Here is a 26618-nt window from a genome sequence, read left to right as displayed (position 1 = left end):
CGATCGGCAAGCGCGCTTTGTGACCGCCACAATGGGGGGCGGCCCCTTCGCGGCCGCCAACCCGTTTTCAGTCCGTCGGGCTTACTCAGCCCATTCCGGTCTATCCGGCCAAGGCGTAGACCGTGGTGCCGCCGATGGTCTGCGCCGGGAAGTTCGCCGCCACCCATTGGGCTATCTGGGACGGCGCGTCCGATCCGCTGGTGGACCGCATATTCCCGCTGGCAATGAAGTAATGCACCCTGCCTTGCCTCACCAGATCCTGGAACTGGGCAACGGTGGGGGAGGGGTCTGTTCCGTTGAAGCCGCCCACGGCCATAATCGGTAGTTCCGTGGCCAGTTGGTAGCCGGCCGCGTTGTTCGAACCCACGACGGCAGCTGCCCAGGTGTAGCCGGACGCACCATCTTTCAGCGCTGCAACAAGCTCGGACGACGGCGTGGTTGCCCCGAGGAGGCCACCCATTCCGCCGGCTTGCCGATTACCGCCGCCGGCGTTCCCCCCGGGGCCGCCCTGACCGGATCCGCCCTGCCCGGTGCCGTTGGGGCCAACGCCGTTGGTGCCGAAGCCGTTGCGCGCCCCGCCGGCAGCGCCACCGAATCCGCCCGCCGCAGTCGCGCCAGGACGGAAACCGCCTGCGCTTGTCAGCGGCCCGGCACTGACGATCGCGCCGCTGTGGGCCGCGGCCGCAGTTGAAAGCGAGAAGGCCAGCGGACCCGCGAGGGATGCCGCGACGGCGAGGACCGCCGTCGTCCGCTGAACGAAACGGATCTGCAGGAGCCTACCAAACAGCACACCCGCGGCGCCGGCGAGCCCGCCGATCAGAACCAGCCAGCGGAGCCACGGACCGTATGCAGCGGTAGTGCCCAACAGGTCGAAGGCCATCAATGCCGCAGCCGCGACTGCAGCGGAAAGTAGCAGGGCCGCGACGGACTGCCGCCGGTGCTGCCAGAGAAGGACACCGCCCAGCCCGGTCAGCCCCGCGATTCCGGGCGCCAGCGCCACCGCGTAATACGGGTGGATGATGCCGGCCATGAAACTGAACACCAACGCGGTGACCAGCACCCACGAGCCCCACACCATGACCGAGGCGCGCACAGGGTCCGTGCGCGGTGCGCGGCGGCCAACCCACAGCAGGCCGGCGGCGAGGAGCAGGACGGAAGGCAGCAACCACGCGATCTGGCCGCCGAATTCGCTGTTGAACATCCGCAACAGGCCGGGGATCCCCCAGCCGTTTCCGCCGCCCACGCTGCCGGTTTCGTCGCCGGTCAGGCGGCCCAAACCGTTGTAACCGAGCGTGAGCTCAAGGATCGAATTGTGCTGCGAACCGCCAATGTAGGGTCGCAGATTCGCCGGCGTCAGCTCCACAGCGAGGAGCCACCAGCCGGCGGAGGCCAGCATGGCTGCTCCCGCCCCCGCCAGCCGGAGCAGGCGTCGGCCGATTCCTCCCGGCGCCGCCACGGCGTAGGCAAGGGCAAAACCGGGAACCACCAGCAGCACCTGGAGCTGCTTGGTGAGGAAGCCGAAGCCCAGGAACACCCCGGCCAGCACCAGCCAGTGCACCTTGCCGTCCTGGATGGACCGGAGCGTCGCGTAACCGGCGGCAGTCATGAGAAGTACCAGCAAGGCATCGGGATTGTTGAACCGGAACATCAGCGTGGCCACCGGTGTGGTGGCCAGCACCACGGCGGCGAGCAGGCCTGCGCGGTGCGCCAGCCGGGTATCACCAGTGGCCGGTGCCGCGGCCCGCCGTACCGCGAGATACAGCAGCCAGGCGGTGGCCACCCCCATTAATGCTTCGGGCACCAGGATGCTCCACGAGCTCAAGCCGAACAGACGGACTGCCAGGCCCATGATCCATAGCGAGGCCGGGGGCTTGTCAACGGTGATGGAGTTGGCGGCGTCTGAGGAACCGAAGAACCAGGCGGTCCAGTCCTGTGAGCCGGCCTGGGCTGCCGCGGAGTAGAACGCATTGGCCCAGCCTGATGCTCCCAGGTTCCAGAGGTACAGCACCGCCGTGGCCAGCAGAACCGCCGCCAACTCCACGTGCTCCCGGAGGTGTCGTGGACGGCCGCCCTGCGAACGGCCAGCTGGGGGACGGCCCGGCTCGGGGCCGCTGGCTGCCCCGCCCGTTGCCTGCTGAGGCTCGCCGGTGGCGTCGCTTGAGAAGTGGATGGCCATGGCTTACTGCTTAGTCAGCGCGTACACGGTGGAGTTGCCCACGGTCCGGGCCTGGAAGTTGGCCTGCACCCATGCGGCCACCTCGGAGTTGCCGCCGCGGCCGCCCATGCCCCCACCGCCCATGCCGCCGCCTGCGATGAAGTAGCCGATCTCTCCCTTGGACACCATGTCCTGGAACTGCGCGAGAGTCGGATATGGATCGCCGCCGTTCCAGCCGCCCAGGGCAATGACACTGGTGTTGGTTGCGAGTTCCAGGCTGGCGGCCTGGGTGGCACCGGAGACAATCGCGGACCACTTGGTGGTGGTGGCGGAGAGTAATGCGGTCACCGCGGAATCCGCCGTTCCTTCGCCGCCGGGCCCCCCGGCTGCATTGCTGCCGCCGGGTCCGCCGGCTGCACCGCCGCCGTCGGGACCGGCCGCTCCAATGGGGTCGCCAGTGCCCGGGAAACCGCCCGCAGCGCTGTCGCTGGAAGCGCCGGTGCCGCCCCGGTCGTTCCGGAACCCGGCCGCCCGGTTACCGAAGCCGGCCGCCGAGGAGCCTGCAGGGCCCGACGTCGGGATGGATCCTGAGTGCGCGGTGGCAGCAGTCGCCAGCGTCCAYGCAGCCGTTCCGAGGCCCCCGGCCAGRAGGGATACGACGACGACGGCCGCGGTTCCGGCGTGCCGGAACCTGCCCGCTGCGCCCCGGGAGTCGAGTCGAAGGATAATCGCTGCGGCGGCGAGGATGCCGAGGACGACGATGACAATGCGCAGCCCCGGGAGCCAGGACGCATCGCTGCCCAGAAGCGCCGCGGACCAGATGGAACTGCCCAGGATTACCACGGCCAGGACGATCCGGGCCGGCCAATACGCGCGGCCACGCCACAGCTCCACGGAGCCGATTCCCACCAGGGCTGCGATTGCCGGAGCCAGGGCCACGGAGTAATAGGGGTGGACGATGCCGCTCATGAAGCTGAAGACGCCGGCCGTGACCAGAAGCCAGCCGCCCCACAGGATCAGGGCAGCGCGGGTACGGGACGTGCCGACTTCCCGGCGGGTGAAACACAGGCCGGCTGCCAACAGGACCAGTGCCGTCGGCAATAGCCAGGACACCTCGCTGCCGAAGCTGGTGCCGAACATGCGCAGCAGGCCGGCGGCCCCGCCGAACCCGCCGTTCCCGGCTCCAAAGCCGCCAGCACCTCCTGGGGCCCCCGCGCCGCCACCGCCCGGCATACCCTCGCCGGAGCCGGTGATGCGGGACAACCCGTTGTAGCCGAAGGTCAGTTCCAGGAAGCTGTTGGTGGTTGAGCCCGCCATGTAGGGCCGTGCCGATGCCGGGGTCAGCTGGAACAGTGCCACATAACTGCCGGCCACTACAACGATGCCGACCAGTGCGCCGAGCAGGTGAAGCAGCCGCCGCCCGAAGGTGGTGGGCGCCGCCCACAGGTACGCGAGTCCGAGGGCAGGAACAATCAGGAATCCCTGCAGCATCTTGGTGAGGAATGCCAGGCCCACCACTGCGCCCGCGGCCACGAGCCACTTCCAGCCCGCCCGCTCGACTGCACGGGTGGTGAAGTACGCCCCGAGGACCAGGCAGAGGGTCAGCATGGCGTCGGGGTTGTTGAACTTGAACATCAGTGCTGCCACGGGCGTCAGCGCCAGGGCGCCGCCGGCCAGCAGGCCGGCCCCCGGTCCGGAGACGCGTTTGACGGTCAGGTAGAGGAAGCCGACGGCGGCCACCCCCATGAGTGCCTCGGGCACCAGCATGCTCAGCGAAGAGAAGCCGAAGATCCTGCCGGCGAGGGCAGGGATCCACAACGCAGCAGGGGGTTTGTCCACCGTGATGGCGTTGCCGGCGTCGAGTGAACCGAACAGGAAAGCCGTCCAGTCCTTGGTTCCGGCCTGGATGGCAGCAGCGTAGAAGGAATTGCCATATCCGGTGGCCGCGAGGTTCCACAGGTAGAGAATGGCCGTGGCCACCAGGAGGCCCACCGCCGAAGGCCGGACCCAGCGGGGCTGGCTGCCGAAAGCGTAGCGGGTCCACCGGGTGGTGGGACCCGCGGCGCCGGGAACCGAAAGTCCGGCATGTGCGGTGGCGGCCTGCCCTGCAGGGGCTGTCGGCGGCGTACCCGAGGCGGATCCGCCGGCTGCCGGGGTGATGGTGGAGGTCATGATGCTGCCGTTTCCGTCGAAGTGGTGATGGGGGCTGCGGCCGCTGGAACAGCGGGCGGCCCAGGAGCTGCCGGCGAACCGAGGGACGCAGGGGCTGCCGGCCCGCGAAAGACCCACAGCCGGAACAGCAGGAACCTGACGGCGGTAGCGGCGAGGTTGGCGCCCACCACGGTGAGGACTTCTGCCCAACGGTCCGGCGTCGTCGTACTGTGCACCACGGCGAGCGCCCCGGAGGTGAGCAGCAGGCCGATGCCGAAGACGATCAGCCCCTCGAAATGGTGCCGCACAGGGTTGCCGCCCTGGATGCCGAAGGTGAAACGCCGGTTGGCGGCGGTGTTGGCCACCGCGGTGCTCAGCAGGGCCAGGAAGTTGGCCAGTTGGGGGTCCATGAAGCCGCGGCAGAACAGGAAAATGAGCAGGTAGGCGAGCGTGGAGGCGGCGCCGATGGCACCAAACCTGACGAGCTGGCCGAAGAGGCTGCCCACCCGGGTCTGCTCGGCGGCGCGGGATGTAGCCGGCAGCGGGCCGCGGGCCAGAGCGGCACGCAATTCCGGCACGGGGATGCGGCCGTAGACCAGGTCCCGGGTCAGCCGGGCCATGCCGCGCATGTCGGCCAGCGCGGTGCGGACCACGTCAACGCTGGAATCGGGATCGTCGATCCAGTCCACCGGGACTTCATGGACGCGCAAGCCGCAGCGCTCGGCGAGGACCAGGAGCTCAGTGTCGAAAAACCACGAGTTGTCCAGGGTGTAGGGCAGGATCTGCTGCGCGACGTCCGCCCGGATGGCCTTGAAGCCGCACTGTGCGTCGCTAAACCTGGCACCCATGAAGGAATGGAGCATGAGGTTGTAGCCGCGGGAGATGAATTCCCGCTTGGGCCCACGGACAACCCGCGAGTTGCGGGTCAGCCGCGTGCCGATCGCGAGGTCCGAATGCCCCGAGATCAGCGGAGCCAGGAGGGGTGCCAGCGCGGCCAGATCGGTGGACAAATCCACGTCCATGTAGGCAAGGACGGGCGACGGCGAGGCCAGCCACACTTTCCGTAGCGCGTTGCCGCGGCCCTTTTCCTCGAGGTGGACCACCACGAGTTCCGGCAGCTCCCGGGCCAGGCGTTCGGCGATCTTCAGTGTTCCGTCCGTGCTGGCATTGTCCGCCACGGTAATACGGAAGCTGTGCGGGAAGGACTCCCGCAGGTGGGCGTGGAGCCGGTGCAGGCATTCCGCCAGGTCACGCTCCTCGTTGAAGACGGGAATGGTGACATCGAGGACAGGGACGGCAGTCCGGGTGTCCACGGGGGCACGCCGTCCGGTGGCCCGCGGGGACGGAAGGCCCAGCGGCGCCACTGCGGCGTCCGGCAGGGTTCCTGAGGTGGAGTCGGTGAGCGTCATAAGTCAAGAGTGGCGCCGGCTCATTTGAGTCCTTTAGGTGCAACCTGTGACATGCCTGTGTAAGTCAGCTGACAGGCTGGACTCAGGCTGCCGCAACCTTGGATCCAGGCAACCGGATGGCGAACTCGGTCCTGCCCGGCCGGGACGTCAGTTCAACACTCCCGCCGTGCGCCTCCACAATGGACTCCACGATGGAGAGCCCCAACCCGGACGAGCCCTCCGAGCCGGAGCGGGCGGCGTCCGCGCGGGCGAAGCGGGAGAAGATCCTGCTTTGGAATTCCGCCGGAATTCCCGGCCCGTCATCGGTGACTGTGACAACAACGCTGCCATCGGCTGACCGCATCACGCCCGTGGCAACGGTAGTGCCGGCCGGCGTGTGCTTGCGCGCGTTGGACAGCAGGTTGGCCAGGACCTGGTGGAGCTGGGTGTTGTCTCCCCGGACGGTGATGGGTTCTTCCGGGAGCCTCAGCTGCCAGACGTGGTCAGGGGCCATCACCTTTTCGTCGCTGACGGTCTCAACCACCAGTTGGGTGAGGTCCACATCGGTGGTCTCGGGAGCCTTGCCTTCGTCCAGCCGGGCCAGCAGCAAGAGGTCCTCCACCAGCGTGGTCATGCGCTCGGACTGGCTCTGCACCCGCCCCAGCGATTTGCGGCCGTCCTCGGTGAACGTTTCCGTCATGCGCATCAGCTCCGTGTAGCCGCGGATGGCTGTCAGCGGGGTGCGCAGCTCGTGGGATGCGTCGGCCACGAACTGGCGCACCTTCGTTTCACTGCGCTGGCGCGCTTCCAGAGCGCTGGAGACGTTGTCCAGCATGAGGTTCAGTGCGTGTCCAACGCTGCCGACTTCCGTGCTGGGGTGGGCAGCCGCCGGCGGCACGCGGACCGCCAATGCCACCTCACCGGCGTCGAGCGGCAGCTTGGACACCTTCGTGGCCACGTCGGAAAGCTGCTCCAGCGGACGCATGGTGCGGCGGATCAGCGCCGTCCCGGCAAGCCCGATCAGGACAAGCCCGCCCAACGACACCAGCACCATCGTCAGTACCAGCGAGGCTTCCGTAGCGTGTTTTGTCGCCAGCGGGAGGCCGGTGATGACGACGTCGCCGAAGGGGGTCTCGGTGGCCATCAGCCGGTAGTCGCCGGTGGAGAGTGTCCGGTCCATCGGGACGCCGTTGTGGGGCAGCGCCTGCAGGATGGTGATGTCACGGGAAGCCAATGCCGTGCGGGTTGCATCCGATGACAGGAAGCCTGCTTCCTTGCTGACTTGCCCGCCCACTACACGCGCATTGAGCGTTCCCACGCTCTGCCCGCGGGCGTCCAGGGGGTCGGGACGCCCTGACGGGTTGCCTTCGGGCGGCCGGCCGCGGGAGGCCAGCATCAGCTGCGCGTCCAGCTGGTTGGTCAGGACCACGTCCATGGAGGCGTAGCTGACGACGCCGATGGCGCCGGAGATGGCCACCAACAGGGCCATCGAGAGCAAAATCAGGCGCGTGCGGAGGTGCCAGGTGGAAGGGTTGAGCCAGTAGCGGCCGGAATGCCGGGGAACACCGGAAAGAGCGGACATGCGGAGCGCGGCTAGTCTGCGGGCTTGATGACGTAGCCGGCGCCGCGCACTGTGTGGATCATCGGCGGGTGGTTGGCCTCGATCTTCTTGCGCAGGTAGGAGATGTACAGTTCCACGATGTTGGCCTGGCCGCCGAAATCGTAGTCCCACACCTGGTCCAGGATCTGGGCTTTGCTGACCACACGTTTGGGGTTCTCCATCAGGTAGCGCAGGAGTTCAAACTGCGTTGCCGTCAGCTGGATCTCGTCGCCGCCCCGGGTGACTTCGCGGGTGTCCACATTCAGGGTCAGGTCGCCCACCACCAGTTCCGCGGTGTCCATGGCGGCCACGCCGGAGCGCTGGACCAGGCGGTGCAGGCGCAGCAGGACCTCTTCCATGCTGAAGGGCTTGGTGACATAGTCATCGCCGCCGGCGGCCAGCCCGGCGATGCGGTCCTGGACGTCGTCCTTGGCTGTGAGGAAAAGCGCGGGTACCTCCGGCGCAAAGGTGCGGATCCTGCCCAGCAGCTCCACGCCGTCGAACCCTGGCAGCATCACATCCAGCACCAGGACGTCCGGGTGGAAGTCCTTGGCCAGCTTCACGGCGGCCGGCCCGTCGGCTGCGATGGCCACGGACCAGCCGGCCATACGCAGGCCCATGCTCATGAGCTCGGACAGACTGGGTTCGTCGTCCACCACGAGGGCGCGGATCGGCGAGCCGTCCGGGTGCGTGAGCTGCGGAAGGTTGTTGGTCATGGAGTGCGGGGATGCCATGGGACAACTCTCTGATCTGCCGGTGTGCCGGTGCTTTGCGGTTCCTGTGTGCGTGCTGTGAGTTCCAGCGTAGCCACCTGTCGGTGTGGGCGTACGCAGGGCTGCGGCAGACACGTCACAGGCAGATGTGCCCTGCCGCACAGCACGCACACAGCAAAGCGGCAGACGCTGTTGGGACAAATCGTCACCAGCAGTACCGACTTCCTCAGGAGAAAAGCCATGGAGCAGGAAAACAACAGCGCCGTCCCGGGGGCCGCAGCGGACAACGGGCAGCCACAGCGACGGGCACAGACCGGGCAAGGCGGGCCTGGCCCGGTCTGGGAGGGAACGTCGGAAGGATCGCCGGAGGTAACCGCGCCCCACCAGGGGACGCAGGGCTGGGACGGCCCGCCCGCTGCGCAGCAAGGCCAGCCTGCCCAAGGTTGGGACGCTCCGGGCCAGTCAGGCCCTGCCTGGGGTACGACGCCGGCCGCCCAGCAGGGTGGGAATGCCGGGACCGGTTGGGGCGCACCCCAGCGGTACTCCCCGCAGGCTGCCTCACGTGCCCCCGGAAACAGGACCTGGACTGCGAAGAAAGGCATGGTTGTAGGGGGCGTGGCGGTGGTTGTTGCTGCTGCTGCAGCGGGCGCCGGCGCCTATGCGGCCGGGAGCGGTTCGAGTGCGGTTGCGGCCAACGGCCAGGGCGGGGCCAACGGGCAGGGCGGGGGTGCCCAGGGCCAGTTTGGTCCCCGAAGCCAAAGCGGCATGACCGGGCCCGGCGGTGCCGCAGGCGGAATGAACGGCGGCCCCAGCGGACTGGGAATGGGAATGGGCGGCCTCAGTGCGGCCATCCATTCTGAGTACGTGATCCTCCAGGACTCCAGCTACGTGACCATGGCAGGCCAGACAGGAACCGTCACGAGCATCTCGGGGAGCTCCCTGACCGTCAAAAGTGACGACGGCTTCACGCGCACCTACACCGTCGGCTCCGGCGTCCAGGTCTCGGAGGGAATGCGGCAGCGCGGGGGATCCTCCGGTAGCACGCTCGGCTTGTCTGATGTCACGGCCGGTGCGAGCGTCCGCGTGACCGCCCTCAAGGGGTCTGATTCCTACAGTGCAGAGGCCATCCAGTTGGCAACGTCCGGCACCTCCACTGCCCCGAATTCCGGGACGTCCGCCGCCCCTAGCTCGGGAACCACCACGAACTAGCGCTGGTAGGGGCCCGTAGGGGCCTCGTTGGGAGGCGCGGGCGCTCGATAAATCGTGCCCGCCTGCAACAAATCTCCAGGGGTGATTGGACAAGGGACCTTGGCAATGCGCCGATTTTACGTCAAGCGCGTGAAGTTTCAGAAAATTCCATCACAGGTCACGATTTCGAATAATATTCTTCAACAAGCGAGTAAGGGGTCGACAGGAGAGAATTAATACAGCCTAGATGCCGACCCGCCGAATTGTGATGCGACGCACATTCTCGTCTCTTTGTCTCAACATGCGGACGAATGGCCCCTTTGTTACTTGCAAGTTTTCATTGTTACGTTGCACACTTTCAATTGTGAACAAGAACTCAACAGCAACTGCAGCTGCAGAATATTGGCCCAGCACATCAGCTGCTGCCGACATGCGCTGTTGTCGAATGCACGCCTGACCTTCAAACCCCACGAAGTTCTTAGGCATTCGCCTCCCCAGTCCAGAGTCGGGCGCCCTCCCAGATATTCATTGCGGGCAACCCCAGCATTCGAGCCGCAATGACGGCCATTCACATTGAGGTAAAGCATTCATGTCAGTTGCATCCGGATACGTCCACATCTCAGTCCGTAACGCAGGTAAGCCCAACCAGGCTTCGGGGCTACGTCAAGGTTTTGGTACCCGTCAGGCGTTCGCCCCGGCCGCCTCCGGAACCAGTTTCCCCGCTCCCGGGTACGTTCCCCAGGGCTACAACCCCAACTCCTACGGCCAGCTCCGTGCCGTGCAGCCCACTGAAGCTGCGCCGCTCACCGCACCGACGCCGGTGGTAGCAGGGAACAACGCGCCCCGGCCCGTCGCGAACGACAACCTCGCCCGGGGATTCGTCCTCTACATGGGCATCGACGAGGAGACAGCGGCGGCTGCCGGAACCTCCATCGCCAAGCTTGCCCAGGAAATCCGCGCCTACGCACAGTCCCTCGTGACCGGTGCCGAAAGCTATGCTGCCGTGGCCATGGCACCGGCCAGCACGCCCGGTTCCGCGCTCGACGTCGTCCGTTCCACCTTCGGTGACCCGACAGTCAATGCACAGAAGCGCACCGAAACCGCACGGCTGCAGCAGGCCGCGGAGCCTAGGCCGTCCGGCGTCCTCATCGACCTGGCCCGCCGCGAAGTCCACCTCGACGGCGAATCCCTGAACCTGACCTTCAAGGAATTCGAACTCCTCAACTACCTCGTCGAAAACGGCACCCGCACCGTTGGCCGCGATGAACTGCTCGAAGGCCTGTGGCGCAACGCCGAGGAAGTCCCCAACGAGCGCACCATCGATGTCCACATCCGCCGCCTCCGTTCAAAGCTCGGCCGCCTGGCCAACACCGTGCGCACCGTCCGGGGCCAGGGCTACCGGTTTTACGAGCACCCCGAAGTAGTGGTCTGGGCCGCTCCGGAATACTCGATCTAGCCTTAGCTTCAGCACCGCCAAAAGGCGGCACGATCCCTCTGCGCCTGCGCTCGTACCGCCCCACCGCCTCCCTAACCTCGCAAGCTCGGCCAGGGGACCCGGGCGGCGTGGGCCCCAACAACGGCGCTTTCGGGATGTGCCGCCTTTTGGCGTTCAGTCTCGGGCTTTCCGAGCATGTACCTCCGCGGCTGGGTGGGCCTCCGCGGCTGGTGTTTTTGAGCGTTAGGCTTGGGGACATGAGTGACCACCACATCAAACGCTTGGTGATCATGCGCCATGCCAAGGCTGACTGGCCCGGCGGGGTTGCCGATCATGAGCGGCCGCTGGAGGAGCGCGGGCACCGGGAGGCGCCGCTGGCCGGCAAATGGCTGGTCAAGCACCAGATCCTTCCCGACTTCATCCTGTGTTCCAGCGCGCTGCGCACCCGGCAGACGTGCACGTGGGTGTGCGCCGAGCTGGGGGATAAGGCGCCGACGCCGAAACTTGAGGACGGCCTGTATGCCGCCTCTGCGCTGCGCATGCTCGCCGTGGTCAACCATGTGCCGGACACAGTCACCACCCTGATGCTCATCTCGCACATGCCCGGCGTCCAGGACCTCGCCATGCATCTGGCATCCCGGGACTCGAACCACGACGCCTACATGGACGCAGCCACGCGTTACCCCACCAGCGCCCTGACAGTGCTGGAAACTGAAAAGTCCTGGGCCGAACTCGACGGCCAGGATGCCCGGCTCACCAAATTCAAGGTGCCCCGCGCCCACTGACCCGCTGCAGTCTGGCAGAGTTGAACGGTGAACCTCCGACACTCCCTCCTTGCCCTGCTGGTCGCCGTCCTCTGGGGCCTGAACTTCGTGGCCATCGACATGGGCTTGCATACCGACGCCGGTGAGGTGCCGCCGCTCCTGTTCGTGGCCATGCGGTTCGTCCTGGTGGTCTTCCCCTTGATCTTCTTCATCAGGAAGCCGGATGTGAGCTGGAAGGCGATCATCGGCGTCGGGCTCTTTATGAGTGCCGGCCAGTTTGGCCTCCTGTATTTGGCCATGGCCCTTGGCATGCCGGCCGGCCTTGCCTCGCTGGTGCTGCAGGCGCAGGTGCTGCTGACAGTTCTCCTGGCGGCCGGGTTCCTGGGGGAGCGGCCCAGCCGCAGCCAGCTGTTCGGCGTGATTCTTGGCGTTGCCGGGCTGGCCGTGGTGGCCGTGGGCCGCAGTGCGGTGGCGCCCCTGCTGCCGCTGATCATAGTGCTGGGCGCGGCGCTGTCCTGGGCCGCCGGGAACGTCATCGCACGCCAGGCCAAGGCAGCCTCAGGGCTGGGCCTGGTGGTCTGGTCCGGGGCTGTGGTTCCTTTGCCCCTCGCCGGACTTTCGTTCCTGGTGGATGGGCCCGACGCCGTGCTCGGCACGCTGGCCCACTTGCAGCCGGTCACCATCGCCAGTGCGCTGTACACGGCTATTTTCGGGTCGTTGGTGGGGTACGGAATCTGGAACCGGCTGCTTGCCCGCTACCCGTCGTCGGCCGTAGTTCCCTTCACGCTCCTGGTCCCCGTGGTGGGGATGAGCGCGGCCTGGCTGGTGCTGGCGGAGGTGCCGGCGCTGGCCGAACTGGCCGGCGGAGCACTGCTGCTGGGCGGGGTGGCGACGGCGGTACTCACCGGAGGAGGCAGGCGTCAGCGCCGGGACGTGGTTTTGGCGCCGGACTTGGGCGCCGGTAGCGGCGCGGCTTTGGGTGCCGGCTTGCGCGCCGGAGATGCGGACGACGACGGCCGCTTGGCTGCCGCCGCCGGAAGCCGGGACGGCGCGCGGGAGCCGGAGGCGCGCTGAGCGGTTGCGCCGGTGCTGCGGGTAGCGGTGCGGCTAACGGTGTTCCGGGTTGCGGGCTTGCGCCCGGACGACGTGCCCCGGGCCGCCGGCCGTGTCCCGGCGCCGTGCCCGCTCCTTGAAGGCCAGGCCACGCCCAGAAACAGAACCAATACCGTGGCGACGGCTGAGGCGGCGGCCCAGAAGAAGTAATTGTCGGGATCGTTGGTGGGAAGGGGCGTGCCAATGATGGTCGACTGACCCACGAAGGCAAGCTCCCACGTGCTGAGGAAAGCCAGCGAGAAAGCGATGGTCAGACTGCTGGCCACCCCGGTGGCCACCAGGGCAATATGGCGGCGGCGCAGCAGGACTTCGGCCACCGCGGCAACGTACGCCACGGCCAGGAGCCCCAAAAACGTGACCGCCACGGCTTCCTCAAGCGTGATGGCAGTAAGCACCAGCATGCCCAGGGCGGCGACGGCCGCGATCAAGGCGAACTTTCCGCTGATACCCATGTGGCGCATGGGATCAATCATCCCCGAGGGTGGAGTTACTTCAGCACGTAGCCGCGCATGATTGCCATGATTGCTGCAACGCTTTGGTCACGGCTGCGCTCCGGGTTATAGGTCACCCGGTCCAGGCCCACAACAAAGCAGGCACCGAAGATTGCCGTCTCCAGGCTGCCGCGCGAGATGGTCCCGTCCACGGGATGGGCGGCCGCGACGGACTCGATGGCGTCGCCGATCACGGCCAGGAGTTCGGTCCTGAGCACGGCAAAGGTATCCCGCCACACGCTGGGAGTGCGCCAGTTTTCGCTGACCCATAGCCTCGCGAAGGACGGGTAGTCGGCCATGAAGTCCATGGCCTGCCCGATCATTGCCTCCATGGCCAGCAGGGGATCAACTGCGGGGGCACCGCCAGCACCGGGATCACCGGCCGCGCTGAGCAGGCGCGCCTTCAGGATGTCCACGCCATGCCGCAGCAACTGCGCGATCAAATCGGACTTGCTGCCGAAGTTGTAATAGACAGTGCCTTTGGAAACGCCCGCCGCGGCAGCGATCTCGTCCACGGTCACGCCGGCAGCACCGCGCTCGCCAATCAGCTCCATGGAGGCGTCGAACAGCTTTTGCCGGGTGGCGTTGGTCCGGGCCGGGCGGAGTTTCTTCTCAGCCGCACCATGGTCCGGCAGCGCGGTGCTCATACGGCAATCTCGGGCTTGAGCGTCTTGAGCGTCCAGTACTTGTGCTTCCGGACGGCGAAGGTGGACATCGCGGCGCCCAGCAACGTGTAGCCGAGCAGCCCCACGACAGTGGGCACAATCATGGACAGGTCCGCGCCATAGATGAGGTGCCGCATGCCGGTCACCACGTAGCCCATGGGGAGGACCTCATGCACCACGTGCAGCGGCTGCGGGGTGGTCTGCCACGGAAACGTTCCGCCCGATGATACGAGCTGCAGCACCAGCAGGATCAGCACCACCAGTTTGCCGGGCGACCCCAGCAAAGCCACCACACCCTGGATGATGGCACTGAACGCCATCGCCGCCGCCAGCATGAACAGCCACATCAGGACCGGATGCGCCGGGTTCAGGCCCAGCGCCAGGTCCACCACCAAGGTCAGGAGCGTGGCTTGGACTGCCGATACGGCCAGGAACGGGAGCCAGCCGCCGACGGCGATTTTCCAGGCGGGGGCGTTCGACGCCAGGGCCCGCTGGGTGATGGGGCGCATGGCCTGGATCAGCATAAAGATGCCGATCCACAGCGCGAGGGTGAGGAAGAAGGGTGCCAGCCCCGCGCCGTAAGAGCCTGCTTTGGCCTGGGAAACGTTGCTGACTGCAACCGGATCGGCGATCACCTGCGACAGGCTGTCCTTCTGCGCATCGTCGGGGTTGGGCACCTGCCCGGCACCGCGGGCAATTTCGGTCGCGAGCGTCCGCGACCCGTCAGCGGCCGTAACGGCGCCGGCCTCAAGCTGCCCCGCACCGGCGTCGACAGTCTTCGCCCCCTCTGCCAGGCGGCCGGCTCCGTCGAGCGCGGCCTGTTGGCCGGTGGCCAGTGTGGCCGCGCCGGTATGGAGCTGGTCGGCGCCGCCTGAAGCGTGTGCCACGGCGTCTTTCAAGGCCGGCGTGGCCGAGGCGAGCTGGGCGGCGCCCACACTCACAGCAGTGGCGCCGTCCGCCAGTTGCTGGATCTGGGTGGCATCGGCCTGGAGGGTGGTCTTCGCGGCGGCCACCGGGCTGGAGGCGGCTGCGGAGTCGAAATCGGCCAGGATGCTGTTCGCCTGCTCCTGCGTGATCACTCCGGCGGCGACGAGGCGGGTGTTCGATTCGATCGCCCGTGCCCGCAGCCCCCGGTCCGCGGCATCCAGTTGGGTGACAACGTTCTGGACCTTGGTGTTCAGCTGCGCGTTGCCCGCAGCCACCTGAGCCGCCCCGTTGGCCAGGGTCTGGGTGTCCGTAGGAAGAGTGGCGGTCTTGTCCTTGAGAAGGGTGAGGCCGCTGCTGAGCTGTCCGGCGCCGTCGGTCAGCTGGTTGGCGCCGTCCCGCAGTTTCAGTTGTCCGTTGTAGAGCCCCGCGGCTCCCGTGCTGAGTTCGGTAGTACCTGCGTGCAGTGTGGTGGCCCCGTCGCGGAGGGTGGCGACGCCGTCCGCCAGCTGTCCGGCCCCGTCTCCGGCCTTGAGCATCTGTGCGTGGATGGTGCCGAAGCCCGTGAGGAGCTGGTTTGCGGTCTCTTCGCCCACCTCCTTGGCAACGGTGCTGTGAACCGAGGTGGTCAGCTTGTCCACGATGGTGCTCAGCAGGTAGTTGTTGGCATCGTTGGTGGTGACGTTCAGCATCGCCTGGCTGGCTGAATCGAAGCTGCCCGGTGAGACCAGGTTGGTGGAGAAGTCCTTGGGGATCTTCAGCGCAAACGCGTACTTGCCGCTGCTGACGCCCTCATCGGCCTCTGCCGCCGTGGAGACCGGCTGCCAGTTGAAGATGTGGCCGTCTATCAGCCCGTCAGCCACCTTCCTGCCAGCCTGGAGCTCGCTGCCGTCGCCCGACGTCGCTCCGCCGTCTTCCACCACCAGGGCGGCGTCGATCTGGTTTAGGTTCCCGTAAGGGTTCCAGTTGGCGTACAAGTATACGGCGCCGTACAGGAGCGGCACCATGATCAGGGCAAGGATGGTCAGCTTCGGCAGTAACCCGCCGGTCATCCGCTTGAGTTCGGAACGGGCCAGCCGCAGCACGGTCACTTGGCGTCCTCGGTTTCGCGTAGGAAGGCTTCTGTTTCGTCGTCAGCCGGGGCAGGTTCGTTGATCGGTGCAGGGTGGGTCGGGGCAGGTTCCGGGGCGGCGGGGGTTTCGTCCGGCCGCTGGGCCGCGTTGCCGATCACGGCGACCGGTCCCGTCCACGAGTCCGGGAGGGCGGTGACGGTAGCGACGACGGCGAGTGGCCGGCCGGCGTCGTACGCCAGCGCTTCAAGCCGCGGCAGCCAGTCCGCAGCGCTGGCACTGTGCCTGTCCGGGGAATCCACCACCAGGAGATCAGTGTGCGGGTTGGCCAGCGCCAAGGCCGTCAGCAGCTCCATCCGTTTGCCGGCGGGCAGCTGTTCGGTCCAAAGATCCGCGATGTCCTCAAACCTGTTGACCTTGAGCCAGGGTTTGCTGAGGAGTGCGCCGCGGTAGCGCCGGGGGACCATTGCGAGGTCCTCGGTCACCAGGTCGCGCACGCTGAGGTGCTGCTCCGGTTCGTTCACTCCGGGGGAGTCGACCAGTGCGCTGGCGAGCCGAAGGGTCTTGGTACGCGAGTTGCCGGCCCACGTGATCTGGCCGCTGCTGGGCTTCATGCGGCCGCTGATGGTCAGGGCGAGTGCGGTCCGCTGGTCCTGCCGATCCGCTGCCACCAGGAGCAGCTCGCCCGGCGTGGCGCGCAGGGAGGTGGGCGGAAGCAGATCGTCGCGCCGGCCCTTCACATGGAGGTGCTGGACAAAGAGCAAGGGGGACCTTCCGACGGTTTATGTCTGCACCCATCGTAACTGAACTGACCGGTCAGTTCAAATAAGCTACAGGCCGTACTTCTCCAGCAACCGCAGCCACACCTCGCTGATGGTCGGAAATGACGGCACCGCATGCCATAGCCGGTCCAGCGGGACCTCGCCCACTACGGCAATCGTGGCGGCATGGAGCAGTTCGCCCACGTCCGGTCCGGCGAAAGTGGCGCCCAGAATGACCCTGCGATCCTCGTCGACCACCAGCTGCGCCCAGCCCGCGTAGTGCTCGGAGTGCAGCGATGACCCCGATACCTCGATGGGCAGCTCCACGGACGAGGCGTTGTAGCCGTCCTTCCTTGCCTGCTCCACCGTGCGGCCCACGGCGGCCAGCTCCGGATCGGTGAACACCACGCTGGGCACTGCGTGCTGGTTGGCCGTCTGGGCATAGCGGCTCCAGGCTGCCGGAGCGCCTTCCAGTTCGCCCTTGGCGCGGGCGGCAATCGCATCGCCGGTGGCGCGGGCCTCGTACTTGCCCTGGTGTGTGAAGTAGTTCTTGCCCGCCGCATCACCCACCGCATAGAGCCAGTGTTCCTTTCCCGCCAAGCCCTGGACTAGGCCAGTGGAGTCGGTGGCGAGCCGGAGCGGCTGCCCGTCCTGGGCCTCGAAGCCCACGCTTTCCAGGCCCAGGCCGTCGAGTGCGGGATGCCTGCCCGTGGAGACCAGGACCTTGTCCGCCGTCACGGTGATTTGTTCGCCGGCAGTCCGGTCACGCAGCGTCAGGGTGAAGGTGCCGTCGTCGTTTTCGTGGATGCTTTCCGTGGACGTGCCGAGGCGAATCTCCACGCCGTCCGCCCGCAGTCCCGCGGCCACGAGGCTGCTGGCCTTGGACGGGAAGCTGCCCAGAAGCCCGCTCCTGGCCACCAAAGTCACGTCAGCACCCAGGCGGGCGAACGCCTGGGCCAGTTCGGTGCCGGCCACGCCGCCGCCGAGGACGGCGAGCCGTTCCGGGATTTCCTTTGCCGACGTGGCCTCCCGGGTGCCCCAGACCCGCAGATCAGCCAGTCCTTTGATGGGCGGACGGCTCGGGGCAGACCCCGTAGCCAGCACGACGGCGTGACGGGCCTTGAGTCGGTAGGTGTTGCCATCCAGCCCGGCTACTTCCACGGCCCGGGGCCCGGTGAGCCGGCCGTGGCCGCGGATGAGTTCGATCCCGGCGCCTTCCAGCCACTTCACCGCGCCGTCGTCCTGCCAGTTGGAGGTCATATAGTCGCGGCGCTTGAGTACCGCCGCAGCATCCAGCGTGCGTGTGACAGCTTCTTCGGCGCCGGGTACGGTCTGCGCGCCGTGAAGGGCCGTGCCGGGGCGGAGCAGCGCCTTTGACGGCATGCAGGCCCAGTATGAACATTCGCCGCCCACCAGTTCGGCCTCGATGACGGCAACCGTGAGTCCACCCTGGACTGCCCGGTCGGCAACGTTTTCGCCCACCGCGCCTGCGCCAATGATTACGACATCAAATTCCCGGTCCAAGGTTTGGGGCGTCATTTCTCCAGCCTACGCCCGGCTCCCGGCGGCGGGGCCGGACGGGTCGGCTGCCGACGTGCGTAACTTTTGACCAGGCAGGGGAGCGGCGGCTCCGGAATTTCAGGGATCCAGAGTGATGTCGTGACCAAACGTGACGCATTCCGGACCGGCGCCTCAAGCAGCCCGGCGCTTAAAGCAAAAGGTCCGCACCGGCGAACCGGTGCGGACCTTTATTCTGTGCGCCCAGAGGGATTCGAACCCCCGGCCTTCTGTTCCGTAGACAGACGCTCTATCCAGCTGAGCTATGGGCGCATATTCTGTTTCGCGGAGTATCTCGCTCCCCGAACCTCGAATTACTTTACGCGAGGCTGGGCCCTCGTGCCAAATCGAGAGCCGTGTAATATAGCCGACTAGACCGGTCTACGTGACCTTTGTCACTTAATTCCATCGATTTGGACAGGTTTTCCTTGAATTTGCGCGGTTTCCATCCCAAAGGAGCAGAAACGTGCACCACTGACATCGCCAGTGACCCCGGGGCGGCCAATAACATTTAGGACACACCGATGAACCCGAGGAAGGGAACCGTAATGGGCGATCTGGCGCAGAAACCGTTGCTTGAAAAAGCACCCACCACGCATGCCGCGCTGCTGGCATGGGTAGATGAGGTTGCAGAACTTACTCAGCCGGACCGCATCTACTGGGTTGATGGATCCGAGGAGGAGAATACTCGTCTCACCGACGAACTCGTCGCAGCCGGCACCCTGACGCGGCTGAACCCGGAGACTTTCCCCAACTCCTTCGCGGCATTCTCCGATCCGGCCGACGTAGCCCGGGTTGAAGAGCAGACGTTCATCTGCTCCGAAAAGGAACGCGACGCCGGCTTCACCAATAACTGGATGGCTCCGGCCGAGATGAAGCAGAAGTTGCGCGGACTCTTCGCCGGCTCCATGCGCGGCCGCACCATGTACGTCATCCCGTTCGTGATGGGCCACCTTGACGCCGAGGATCCCAAGTTCGGTGTGGAGATTACCGACAGCGCGTACGTGGTCGCCTCCATGCGCATCATGGCCAACATCGGCACCGAAGTGCTGGACAAGATCACCTCGACGAACGCATTCTTTGTGCCGGCCCTGCACTCCCTGGGCGCGCCGCTCGAAGCCGGCCAGGCCGACGTGCCGTGGCCCTGCAACCCGGACAAGTGGATTGTCCATTTCCCCGAGGAACGCTCCATCTGGTCCTTCGGCTCCGGATACGGCGGAAACGCGCTGCTGGGCAAGAAGTGCTACGCCCTGCGCATCGCGTCCGTGATGGCCCGCGACGAAGGCTGGCTGGCCGAGCACATGCTCATCCTCAAGCTCACCTCGCCGGAGAAGAAGAACTACTACATCTCCGCGGCCTTCCCCTCCGCCTGCGGCAAGACCAACCTCGCCCTGCTGGACCCCACCATCGAAGGCTGGGAAGTCGAAACCCTCGGTGATGACATCACCTGGATGCGGATCGGCAAGGAAGGCGAGCTGCGCGCCACCAACCCGGAGGCGGGCCTGTTCGGCGTAGCTCCGGGCACCGGCTGGGGGACCAACCCCAACGCGATGCGCGCCATCGCCAAGGGCCACAGCATCTTCACCAACGTCGCCCTCACGGATGACGGCGGCGTGTGGTGGGAAGGCATGACCGAGGAGGTCCCGGCGCACCTGACGGACTGGCAGGGCAACTCGTGGACTCCGGATTCGGACAAGCCGGCCGCGCACCCGAACTCCCGTTTCTGCACGCCGATCTCGCAGATCGACATGCTCGCTGAGGAGTACTACAGCCCTGAAGGCGTAGAGCTCTCGGCCATCCTCTTCGGCGGCCGCCGCAAGACCACGGTTCCCCTGGTCACCCAGGCCCGCAGCTGGACCAACGGCATCTTCATGGGCTCCACGCTCTCTTCGGAAACCACCGCTGCCGCTGCCGGCCAGGTCGGCGTCCTCCGCCGCGATCCGATGGCCATGCTGCCGTTCATCGGCTACGACGCCGGCGACTACATGAAGCACTGGATCAGCGTCTCGGGCAAAGCCAACCCGGAACGGCTCCCGCACATCTTCCTGGTCAACTGGTTCCGCCGCACGGCCGATGGCGGTTTCGCGTGGCCGGGCTTTGGCGACAATGCCCGCGTCCTCAAGTGGGCCATCGAGCGGCTCGAAGGCAAGGCTGACGCCGTCGAAACGCCCATCGGCTTCGTCCCGGCGGCCCACTCGCTGGACCTTACCGGCCTGGACCTCACCCACGCCCATGTGGAAGACGCGGTACGCGTCGACCGCGACGAGTGGGATGCCGAGCTTGCCTCGATCGAAGAGTGGTACGCGAAATTCGGTGACTCCCTGCCGGAGGCCTTGCGCGCCGAGCTCGACGCCCTGAAGGAACGCATGGCGGACCACAGCTAGTCAGCTGGGGACAAACAGACATCACGACGGCGGCCCCGCACCTTTTCGATAAGGTGCGGGGCCGCCGTCGTTCCCCACGTGTGGGTCCGTCATCGAGTGCTCCGTAACGGCCCTTATGAGGCGTCAAAAGGGCCGTTATGGAGCAATGGATTTAGCTGGCGAGCCAGATGTCCGGGCCGAAGACCTCGTAGTGGATGGACGTGGCCGGGATGCCCGCGTTGATGGCCTCATTGCGGATATTTTTCATGAACGGCAGCGGGCCGCACAGGTACAGCGACGCATCGGCCGGAAGATCGACCTCGCGAAGGGACATGAAGCCTTCCTTGGTGCCCTCGACCGGCTGCTCCAGCCACAGCTGCAGCTCGGCACCGTCCAGGCGGTCGACGTCGTCCGTCATCTGGCCGCGCAGCGCCCAGCTGTCCAGGGTACTTTCCGCGTGCAGCACCAGGACTTGGCGCTCCGAACCCGCTTCTGCGAGGGAGCGCAGGATGGATGCGGTGGGGGTGCAGCCAATGCCGGCCGAGGCCAGGACTACCGGACCGTCGCCCTCTTTGAGGGTGATCTCGCCGTAGGGGTTGGAGATGTCCAGGACGTCGCCGACCTCCACGCTGTTGTGCAGCACGGGGGAGACCTCGCCGCCGTCGTCAAGCTTGGTGGTGAAGCTACGGCTGGTGCCGGCCTCGCCGGAGAGTGAGTACTGCCGCACCTGCCGAAGGCCGTCCGGCAGGACCACTTTGACGCTGACATACTGGCCCGGCAGTGCTGGCGTGATGGGGGTGTCATCCGCAGGCTCGAGCGTGAAGGTCATGGAGCCGGCGCCGGCCACAGTCTTGGCGGCTACCCGCCACGGAGCCCACATCTTGCCGTTAGCCTGCGCGGCGTAGAGTCCCTTTTCAAGCTTGATCAGGGCATCTGCCATCAGCCAGTACACCTCGGTCCAGGCCTCGGCGATTTCCGGCGTGATGACCTCCGCGAGGTCCTCTGCAATGGCGGCGAAGAGGTGCTCGTAGACCACCTGGTACTGGGGCTCTGTGATGCCGAGGGAGGCGTGGCGGTGCGCGATGCGGGAGAGTACGGTCTCCGGCAGGGTGCCGGGGTTGTTGACCAGGTGCGTGGCGAAAGCGGCGATGCTTCCGGCGAGCGCCTGCTGCTGGTCGCCCGAGCGCTGGTTGGAGCGGCTGAACAGGCCGTCGAGCAGTTCGGGGTGGGCAGCGAACAGGCGGGCATAGAACTTGGGGGTGATGGCGCCGATCCGTGAACCGACCAGCGGCAGGGTGGCCTCAATGACGGGGCGGGCTTTGTCCGAGAGCATGTGTACTCCTGAGGTAGGTAACCGGGGCCTTCGTCCGGTCGGATAATACGTGCATTTGAAATGCCTGTATTGATACCTCAATTTCTACACCCTGTAGAAATGCGAAATCAAATCGGGGCGTCATATGCCGGTTTGCTCCGGAGGGAGGCGTCCGTGCAGCGAGGCCAGTGCCGGGCTACAGCGCCGCTACGGCCTCGGTCTTGAGGCCAGGGCGAAGGCCGATCATCTGGAAAACGGGGGCCATCTGCCTGGATCCAGGCAGGTCGGCGACGACTACAGCGTCCAGTTCCCGGTAGAAGGCCTCGGAGGCGCGGGCCATGGCAGCGCGGAGCTTGCACTCATTGATCAGCGGGCAGTTGCCGCCCGGGGCTACGCAGTCGGCGGCGTCAGTGCGGGTGTTCAGTGCCCGCAGGACCTGGCCCACCGTGACCAGGCGGCCGGCCGGGCTGAGCCGGGAACCGCCGCTCCTGCCCCGTTCAACGTCGATCAGGCCAAGGCCCCGCAGTTTGGCCATCGCCTTGCTGACGTGGTTGTACGGTGTGGCCACGGCATCGGCAATGTTCTGCGTGGTGAGCAGCGTGGCCTCGGGGGCAGCAGCCAGGACCATCAGGGACCGGAGGCTGACGTCGGCGAAGGCGGTGATTTTCATGACCATCGCCGCGGTCTAGTCCACCCAGATGGCGGGCTCGTTGGTGTCGGCGGCGAGCTGGCCAAAGTCCAATTCGCCGCTGTCCGGGTTGGCAGCGTACGGGAGGACGGCGGCGAAGATCGAACCGTCGCGGTGCTCCGCGGCAACGTGGATGGCGTCCGAATCCTCCTCGACCAGCGTGATGTCGCAGACCACCGCGGCGGCACGGAAGTCAGACCGGTGTTGGCGGAGTAGTTCAGTGAGGTCGCTGATCATTGCATCGGCGTCGAAGTCGCCGTCCGAGCCTTCGTCGGTGTCCGCCGGGGTAACGGCCATGAGCCGGACCTCGCCGTCGTTCTCCACCACCAGTGCGAACGGAAGGAAGCCGCCGTTGCGCTGGAGCTGTTCCTGGGCAGCGCCAAGTCCTGTGCCCATCAGGTTCTCCAGGTCCGCGGCGCTGGCCTCCGGAACGGAATCCCGCCAAGACGGCGCCACCTGCCCGTCCGCGGCTTCGTGGGCAGCCTCCTGGGGCGCCTGGGGCTTAGCGCCGGACATTGGCCAGCACGCGGTCCCGCACGCGTTCCATCAGTTGCCGGTCCGTGGCCTCCACGTTCAGCCGGAGGAACGGCTCGGTGTTGGACGGGCGCAGGTTGAACCAGTAGCTTCCGTCGTTGGCCGTGAACGTGCTTCCGTCCATGGTGTCCACGATGATGTCCTCGGCGGCAAAATCTGCCTTGACCCGGTCAACGGCTCCCGCTTTGTCCTCGATTTCTGAGTTGATCTCACCGGAGGAGACATAGGGCTCGTACTCACGGCCAAGCTCTGACAGTGGGCCGTCCTGCTCGCCGAGGGCTGCCAGGACGTGCATCGCTGCGAGCATTCCGGTGTCTGCGTTCCAGAAGTCACGGAAGTAGAAGTGTGCGGAGTGCTCGCCGCCGAAGACGGCACCCTCCTCGGCCATGACTGCCTTAATGAAGGAGTGGCCAACGCGGGTGCGGACGGCCCGCCCGCCGTCGTTCGCTACCAATTCCGGCACCGCACGGGAGGTGAGTAGGTTGTGGATGATGGTGGGTGTCGCCTCGCCCTGACCCTGGGCGCGGGCGATTTCCCGGCGCGCCACCATGCCCGTGATGGCCGACGGCGATACTGGCTCGCCCTTTTCATCGATGACGAAGCAACGGTCGGCGTCGCCGTCGAACGCCAGGCCGATATCGGCGCCGTGTTTGATGACGGCGGCCTGCAGGTCGCGAAGGTTCTCCGGCTCGAGGGGGTTCGCCGGGTGGTTGGGGAAGGAACCGTCCAGTTCGAAGTAGAGGGGAATGATCTCGAACGGCAGCTTTGGCAGGAGGGCGTCGCCCAGGACTGCGGGGGTGGTGAGGCCGGCCATGCCGTTGCCCGCGTCCACCACAACCTTGAGCGGGCGGGAGCCGGACAGGTCCACCAGCCCGCGGAGGTACTCCGAGTAGCCCTTCAGGACATCGTGGACGCCGATCTTGCCGCGCGTGGCCGCGGCCGGGATGCGGCCGGTGTTCAGGTAATCCTCAGCGAGGGCCTGGATCTCCTTGAGCCCCGATTCGGAGGAGATGGGCTGCGCGCCGGCCTTGGCCATCTTGATGCCGTTGTACTCGGCGGGGTTGTGGCTGGCGGTGAACGTGGCACCGGCCGCGTTGAGGGAGCCGCAAGCGTAGTAGAGCTCATCGGTGGAGATGAGGTCAAGGAGCTGAACGTTGGCGCCGCGGGTGGCCGCGCCGTCGGCAAAGGCCTTGGCGAATTCGGGGGAGGAGGGGCGCATGTCGCCGCCCACCAGGACGGTCTGTCCTTCGAGTTCCAGGACGTCGACGAACGCGGCACCTACGGCTTCGACGATTTCGGCCGTGATGGAATCGCCCACGATGCCACGGACGTCGTAGGCCTTAAAGGATGCCGAGAGGTCAAAAGTCTTTGTCTGTTCGCTAGTCACGGGTCTTATCTTACGTGGAAGTGCACAGGTGCCTGTTGAGGGGGAGTGGGCGCCCTGTTTACGACCGAGGGGCTCGAAACCGTTGTGTCCGGACATGTGGGGTTGTCCACATAGGGAGCTCCAGGGATCCGGGTGTCGGTGGGGGCTGGGATACTGAATCAATGGTCGATACCCAGAACGCCGCCCTTCTTTCCGCTTCCCCCGATTCGCCGTCCACCACAAAGATCCAGGCGCTGGAGGTCCTCCGGGAACTCGTGGGGCATCCGGAAGCAGCATTCCATGACGGCCAGTTTGAAGCGATTGAGGCACTGGTCGACGGCGGCCGGCGGGCCTTGGTGGTTCAGCGCACCGGTTGGGGAAAATCGGCTGTGTACTTCGTGGCGTCACTGCTGCTCCGGCGCCGGGGTGCAGGACCAACACTGATCGTCTCGCCGTTGCTCGCCCTGATGCGGGACCAGGTGGCCGCCGCCGCCCGCGCCGGTGTGCGTGCCGTGGCCATCAACTCGGCGAACCAGTTGGAATGGGACACGGTGCGGGAACAGCTTGCTGCGGACGAAGTGGACGTCCTGCTGGTATCGCCGGAAAGGCTCACCAACCCGTCCTTCCGTGAGAACCAGCTGCCGGAGCTGATCCGGCGCACCGGTCTGCTGGTCATTGACGAGGCCCACTGCATCTCCGACTGGGGCCACGACTTCCGGCCGGATTACCGGCGGATCGCGGACCTGATCACGCAACTGCCGGACTCGGTTCCTGTCCTGGCCACCACTGCCACGGCAAACTCGCGCGTGGTCCACGATATCGAGGAACAGCTCGGGGCCGGCGTCCTGACCATCCGCGGCACCCTGGGCCGGGATTCCCTGCGGTTGGGCGTCCTCGCCCTCCCGGACTCGCGTCAACGCCTGGGCTGGCTTTTGACCCACCTCGGCGATCTGCCGGGCAGCGGGATCATCTACACACTGACCGTTTCCGCCGCGGAGGACACCGCCCGGCTCCTCGCCGAAGCAGGGCACGAAGTGCAGGCGTACACCGGCCGGACCGATCCAGCGGACCGGGAGCGTGCCGAGCAGCTGCTCAAGGACAACCAGGTCAAAGCGCTTGTGGCCACGTCGGCGCTGGGCATGGGCTTCGACAAGCCGGACCTGGGTTTTGTGGTTCACCTTGGCGCGCCGTCATCCCCGGTGGCGTACTACCAGCAGGTGGGCCGTGCAGGCCGTGGCGCGGCGAACGCCGACGTGCTCCTGCTGCCCGGCTCGGAAGACCGCGACATCTGGCAGTACTTCGCGACGGCGTCCATGCCCTCGGAGGAGAAGGCCACGGCGGTGCTGACCGCTCTTGCCGAGGCTGGCACCGCCGTTTCCACGGTTGCTTTGGAGGCCAGGGTTGACCTCCGCCGCACGCCTCTGGAGTTGCTGCTGAAGGTGTTGGCCGTGGATGGCGCGGTGGAACGCGTCGGGGGCGGATGGCGTTCCACGGGCATGCCGTGGGTCTATGACGCTGAGCGCTACAGCCGGATCGCGGAGGCCCGGGTGGATGAGCAGGACTCCATGGTGATCTACCAGGACACCGCGGGGTGCCGGATGGAGTACATCACGTCGGTCCTTGACGACGAGACGGCGCACGCCTGCGGGCGGTGCGACAACTGCGCGGGCCGTTGGTTCCCGGCGGATATCGCCGCGGACGCCACGGCAGCAGCGGGCCAGACACTGAGCCGGGCCGGAGGCGTCCTGGAGGCGCGGCTGCAGTGGCCCAGCGGCATGGACCGCCTGGGCGTGCCAGTGAAGGGCAAGATCAAGGCGGACGAAGGACTGGCCAACGGCCGCATCCTGGCGAGGCTCACGGACCTGGGGTGGGGCGGTGCGCTGCGGGAACTTTTCGCAGCCGGGGCCACGGACCGTCCGGTGGATCCAGCCATGCTGCAGGCATGTGTCCAGGTCCTGCGCGAATGGGCAACGGGCGATGCCCGCAACCCGGGCTGGAGCGGTGCGGGCAGGCCGGCGGCGATTGTCAGCATGCCCTCCCGGAGTAAGCCCGAACTGGTCCGGTCCCTGGCGCAGGGGATCTCGGAAATCGGCCGGATGCCGTACCTGGGCGAGCTGTCCCTTGGCCACGGCGGACCTACGGGAAGCCGGGGCGGCAACAGTGCCTACCGGCTGGCAGGGGTCTGGGACCGTCTGGTGGTGGGACCCGAGCTGGAGGCGGCCATGGCGTCATTGCGTGGCCAGGGCGTGATGCTGATCGACGATCTGGTGGACAGCCGGTGGAGTGTCACCGTGGCCGGACGTGCCCTGCGGCAGGCGGGGGCGGGGGCTGTTCTCCCGCTAGTGCTTGGTCAGGCGGGCTGACAGCGGGACTGCTGATT

The 26618-nt window shown here is 66.7% G+C and carries 20 protein-coding genes and 1 tRNA gene; 6 read left to right on the top strand and 15 right to left on the bottom strand.

Features of this window, described 5'->3' with window-relative positions; translation table 11 throughout:
* Nucleotides 1–100: 100 nt before the first annotated feature.
* From AC1DIM_RS00345 to AC1DIM_RS00325, 5 genes are all read right to left on the bottom strand, one after another.
* A complete protein-coding gene (locus tag AC1DIM_RS00345; protein WP_477708512.1) occupies nucleotides 101–2176 on the bottom strand; it encodes an ArnT family glycosyltransferase in 2076 nt (691 codons plus the stop codon).
* Between the two features lie 3 nt (nucleotides 2177–2179).
* Nucleotides 2180–4327 carry a glycosyltransferase family 39 protein gene (locus AC1DIM_RS00340; protein WP_477708511.1) on the bottom strand — a complete coding sequence of 716 codons (2148 nt, stop codon included), beginning with the start codon at nucleotides 4325–4327 and terminating at the stop codon, nucleotides 2180–2182.
* A complete protein-coding gene (locus AC1DIM_RS00335) occupies nucleotides 4324–5715 on the bottom strand; it encodes a bifunctional glycosyltransferase family 2/GtrA family protein (RefSeq protein WP_477708510.1) in 1392 nt (463 codons plus the stop codon). The genes AC1DIM_RS00340 and AC1DIM_RS00335 overlap by 4 nt, the downstream gene beginning before the upstream one ends.
* Nucleotides 5716–5797: 82 nt before the next feature.
* Nucleotides 5798–7276 carry a sensor histidine kinase gene (locus AC1DIM_RS00330; protein WP_477708509.1) on the bottom strand — a complete coding sequence of 493 codons (1479 nt, stop codon included), beginning with the start codon at nucleotides 7274–7276 and terminating at the stop codon, nucleotides 5798–5800.
* A gap of 11 nt (nucleotides 7277–7287) precedes the next feature.
* Complete coding sequence (locus tag AC1DIM_RS00325; RefSeq protein WP_477708508.1) at nucleotides 7288–8028, bottom strand: response regulator transcription factor; 741 nt, start codon at nucleotides 8026–8028, stop codon at nucleotides 7288–7290.
* A 219-nt stretch (nucleotides 8029–8247) separates the two neighbouring features.
* Here AC1DIM_RS00325 and AC1DIM_RS00320 point away from each other — a divergent pair, with 219 nt between their 5' ends.
* Complete coding sequence (locus tag AC1DIM_RS00320) at nucleotides 8248–9216, top strand: hypothetical protein (RefSeq protein WP_477708507.1); 969 nt, start codon at nucleotides 8248–8250, stop codon at nucleotides 9214–9216.
* A 222-nt stretch (nucleotides 9217–9438) separates the two neighbouring features.
* Here the strand turns inward: AC1DIM_RS00320 and AC1DIM_RS00315 are convergent, their stop codons facing one another.
* Nucleotides 9439–9681: a hypothetical protein gene (locus tag AC1DIM_RS00315; RefSeq protein WP_477708506.1), complete on the bottom strand. Its 243-nt coding sequence runs from the start codon at nucleotides 9679–9681 to the stop codon at nucleotides 9439–9441.
* Nucleotides 9682–9784: 103 nt separating this feature from the next.
* Here AC1DIM_RS00315 and AC1DIM_RS00310 point away from each other — a divergent pair, with 103 nt between their 5' ends.
* From AC1DIM_RS00310 to AC1DIM_RS00300, 3 genes are all read left to right on the top strand, one after another.
* Nucleotides 9785–10651: a winged helix-turn-helix domain-containing protein gene (locus tag AC1DIM_RS00310; protein WP_477708505.1), complete on the top strand. Its 867-nt coding sequence runs from the start codon at nucleotides 9785–9787 to the stop codon at nucleotides 10649–10651.
* A 236-nt stretch (nucleotides 10652–10887) separates the two neighbouring features.
* Nucleotides 10888–11415 (top strand): SixA phosphatase family protein, encoded by a 528-nt coding sequence (locus tag AC1DIM_RS00305; RefSeq protein ID WP_477708504.1) that lies wholly within the window; start codon nucleotides 10888–10890, stop codon nucleotides 11413–11415.
* 27 nt (nucleotides 11416–11442) lie between these two features.
* On the top strand, nucleotides 11443–12468 hold the full coding sequence (locus tag AC1DIM_RS00300) for an EamA family transporter (RefSeq protein ID WP_477708503.1): 1026 nt from the start codon (nucleotides 11443–11445) through the stop codon (nucleotides 12466–12468).
* Nucleotides 12469–12994: 526 nt separating this feature from the next.
* Here AC1DIM_RS00300 and AC1DIM_RS00295 read toward each other — a convergent pair.
* From AC1DIM_RS00295 to AC1DIM_RS00275, 5 genes are all read right to left on the bottom strand, one after another.
* Nucleotides 12995–13645 carry a TetR/AcrR family transcriptional regulator gene (locus AC1DIM_RS00295; RefSeq protein WP_477708502.1) on the bottom strand — a complete coding sequence of 217 codons (651 nt, stop codon included), beginning with the start codon at nucleotides 13643–13645 and terminating at the stop codon, nucleotides 12995–12997.
* Nucleotides 13642–15678, bottom strand: a complete 2037-nt coding sequence (locus AC1DIM_RS00290) for a YhgE/Pip family protein (RefSeq protein WP_477708501.1) — start codon at nucleotides 15676–15678, stop codon at nucleotides 13642–13644. The genes AC1DIM_RS00295 and AC1DIM_RS00290 overlap by 4 nt, the downstream gene beginning before the upstream one ends.
* Complete coding sequence (locus tag AC1DIM_RS00285; RefSeq protein WP_477708500.1) at nucleotides 15675–16421, bottom strand: ABC transporter ATP-binding protein; 747 nt, start codon at nucleotides 16419–16421, stop codon at nucleotides 15675–15677. Before AC1DIM_RS00285 ends, AC1DIM_RS00290 begins: the two co-directional genes overlap by 4 nt.
* 66 nt (nucleotides 16422–16487) lie before the next feature.
* Nucleotides 16488–17957 (bottom strand): dihydrolipoyl dehydrogenase family protein, encoded by a 1470-nt coding sequence (locus AC1DIM_RS00280; RefSeq protein ID WP_477708499.1) that lies wholly within the window; start codon nucleotides 17955–17957, stop codon nucleotides 16488–16490.
* Between the two features lie 217 nt (nucleotides 17958–18174).
* Nucleotides 18175–18248: transfer RNA gene (locus AC1DIM_RS00275), tRNA-Arg, on the bottom strand.
* Nucleotides 18249–18523: 275 nt separating this feature from the next.
* Between AC1DIM_RS00275 and AC1DIM_RS00270 the strand changes: the two genes are divergently transcribed.
* Nucleotides 18524–20359 carry a phosphoenolpyruvate carboxykinase (GTP) gene (locus AC1DIM_RS00270; RefSeq protein WP_477708735.1) on the top strand — a complete coding sequence of 612 codons (1836 nt, stop codon included), beginning with the start codon at nucleotides 18524–18526 and terminating at the stop codon, nucleotides 20357–20359.
* 151 nt (nucleotides 20360–20510) lie between these two features.
* On the opposite strand, the gene AC1DIM_RS00265 is transcribed toward AC1DIM_RS00270, so the two are convergent.
* From AC1DIM_RS00265 to AC1DIM_RS00250, 4 genes are all read right to left on the bottom strand, one after another.
* Nucleotides 20511–21671 (bottom strand): globin domain-containing protein, encoded by a 1161-nt coding sequence (locus tag AC1DIM_RS00265; RefSeq protein WP_477708498.1) that lies wholly within the window; start codon nucleotides 21669–21671, stop codon nucleotides 20511–20513.
* A gap of 175 nt (nucleotides 21672–21846) precedes the next feature.
* A complete protein-coding gene (locus AC1DIM_RS00260; protein WP_477708497.1) occupies nucleotides 21847–22320 on the bottom strand; it encodes an RrF2 family transcriptional regulator in 474 nt (157 codons plus the stop codon).
* 15 nt (nucleotides 22321–22335) lie between these two features.
* On the bottom strand, nucleotides 22336–22854 hold the full coding sequence (locus AC1DIM_RS00255; protein ID WP_477708496.1) for a hypothetical protein: 519 nt from the start codon (nucleotides 22852–22854) through the stop codon (nucleotides 22336–22338).
* Nucleotides 22841–24259, bottom strand: coding sequence for a phosphomannomutase/phosphoglucomutase (locus AC1DIM_RS00250; protein ID WP_477708495.1), 1419 nt, complete (start codon nucleotides 24257–24259; stop codon nucleotides 22841–22843). Before AC1DIM_RS00250 ends, AC1DIM_RS00255 begins: the two co-directional genes overlap by 14 nt.
* 161 nt (nucleotides 24260–24420) lie before the next feature.
* Between AC1DIM_RS00250 and AC1DIM_RS00245 the strand changes: the two genes are divergently transcribed.
* Complete coding sequence (locus AC1DIM_RS00245) at nucleotides 24421–26601, top strand: RecQ family ATP-dependent DNA helicase (RefSeq protein WP_477708494.1); 2181 nt, start codon at nucleotides 24421–24423, stop codon at nucleotides 26599–26601.
* Nucleotides 26602–26618 lie beyond the last annotated feature (17 nt).

This window comes from Pseudarthrobacter sp. 01T43 (assembly GCF_056398665.1).
This window is presented reverse-complemented; position numbering and strand designations above follow the sequence as displayed.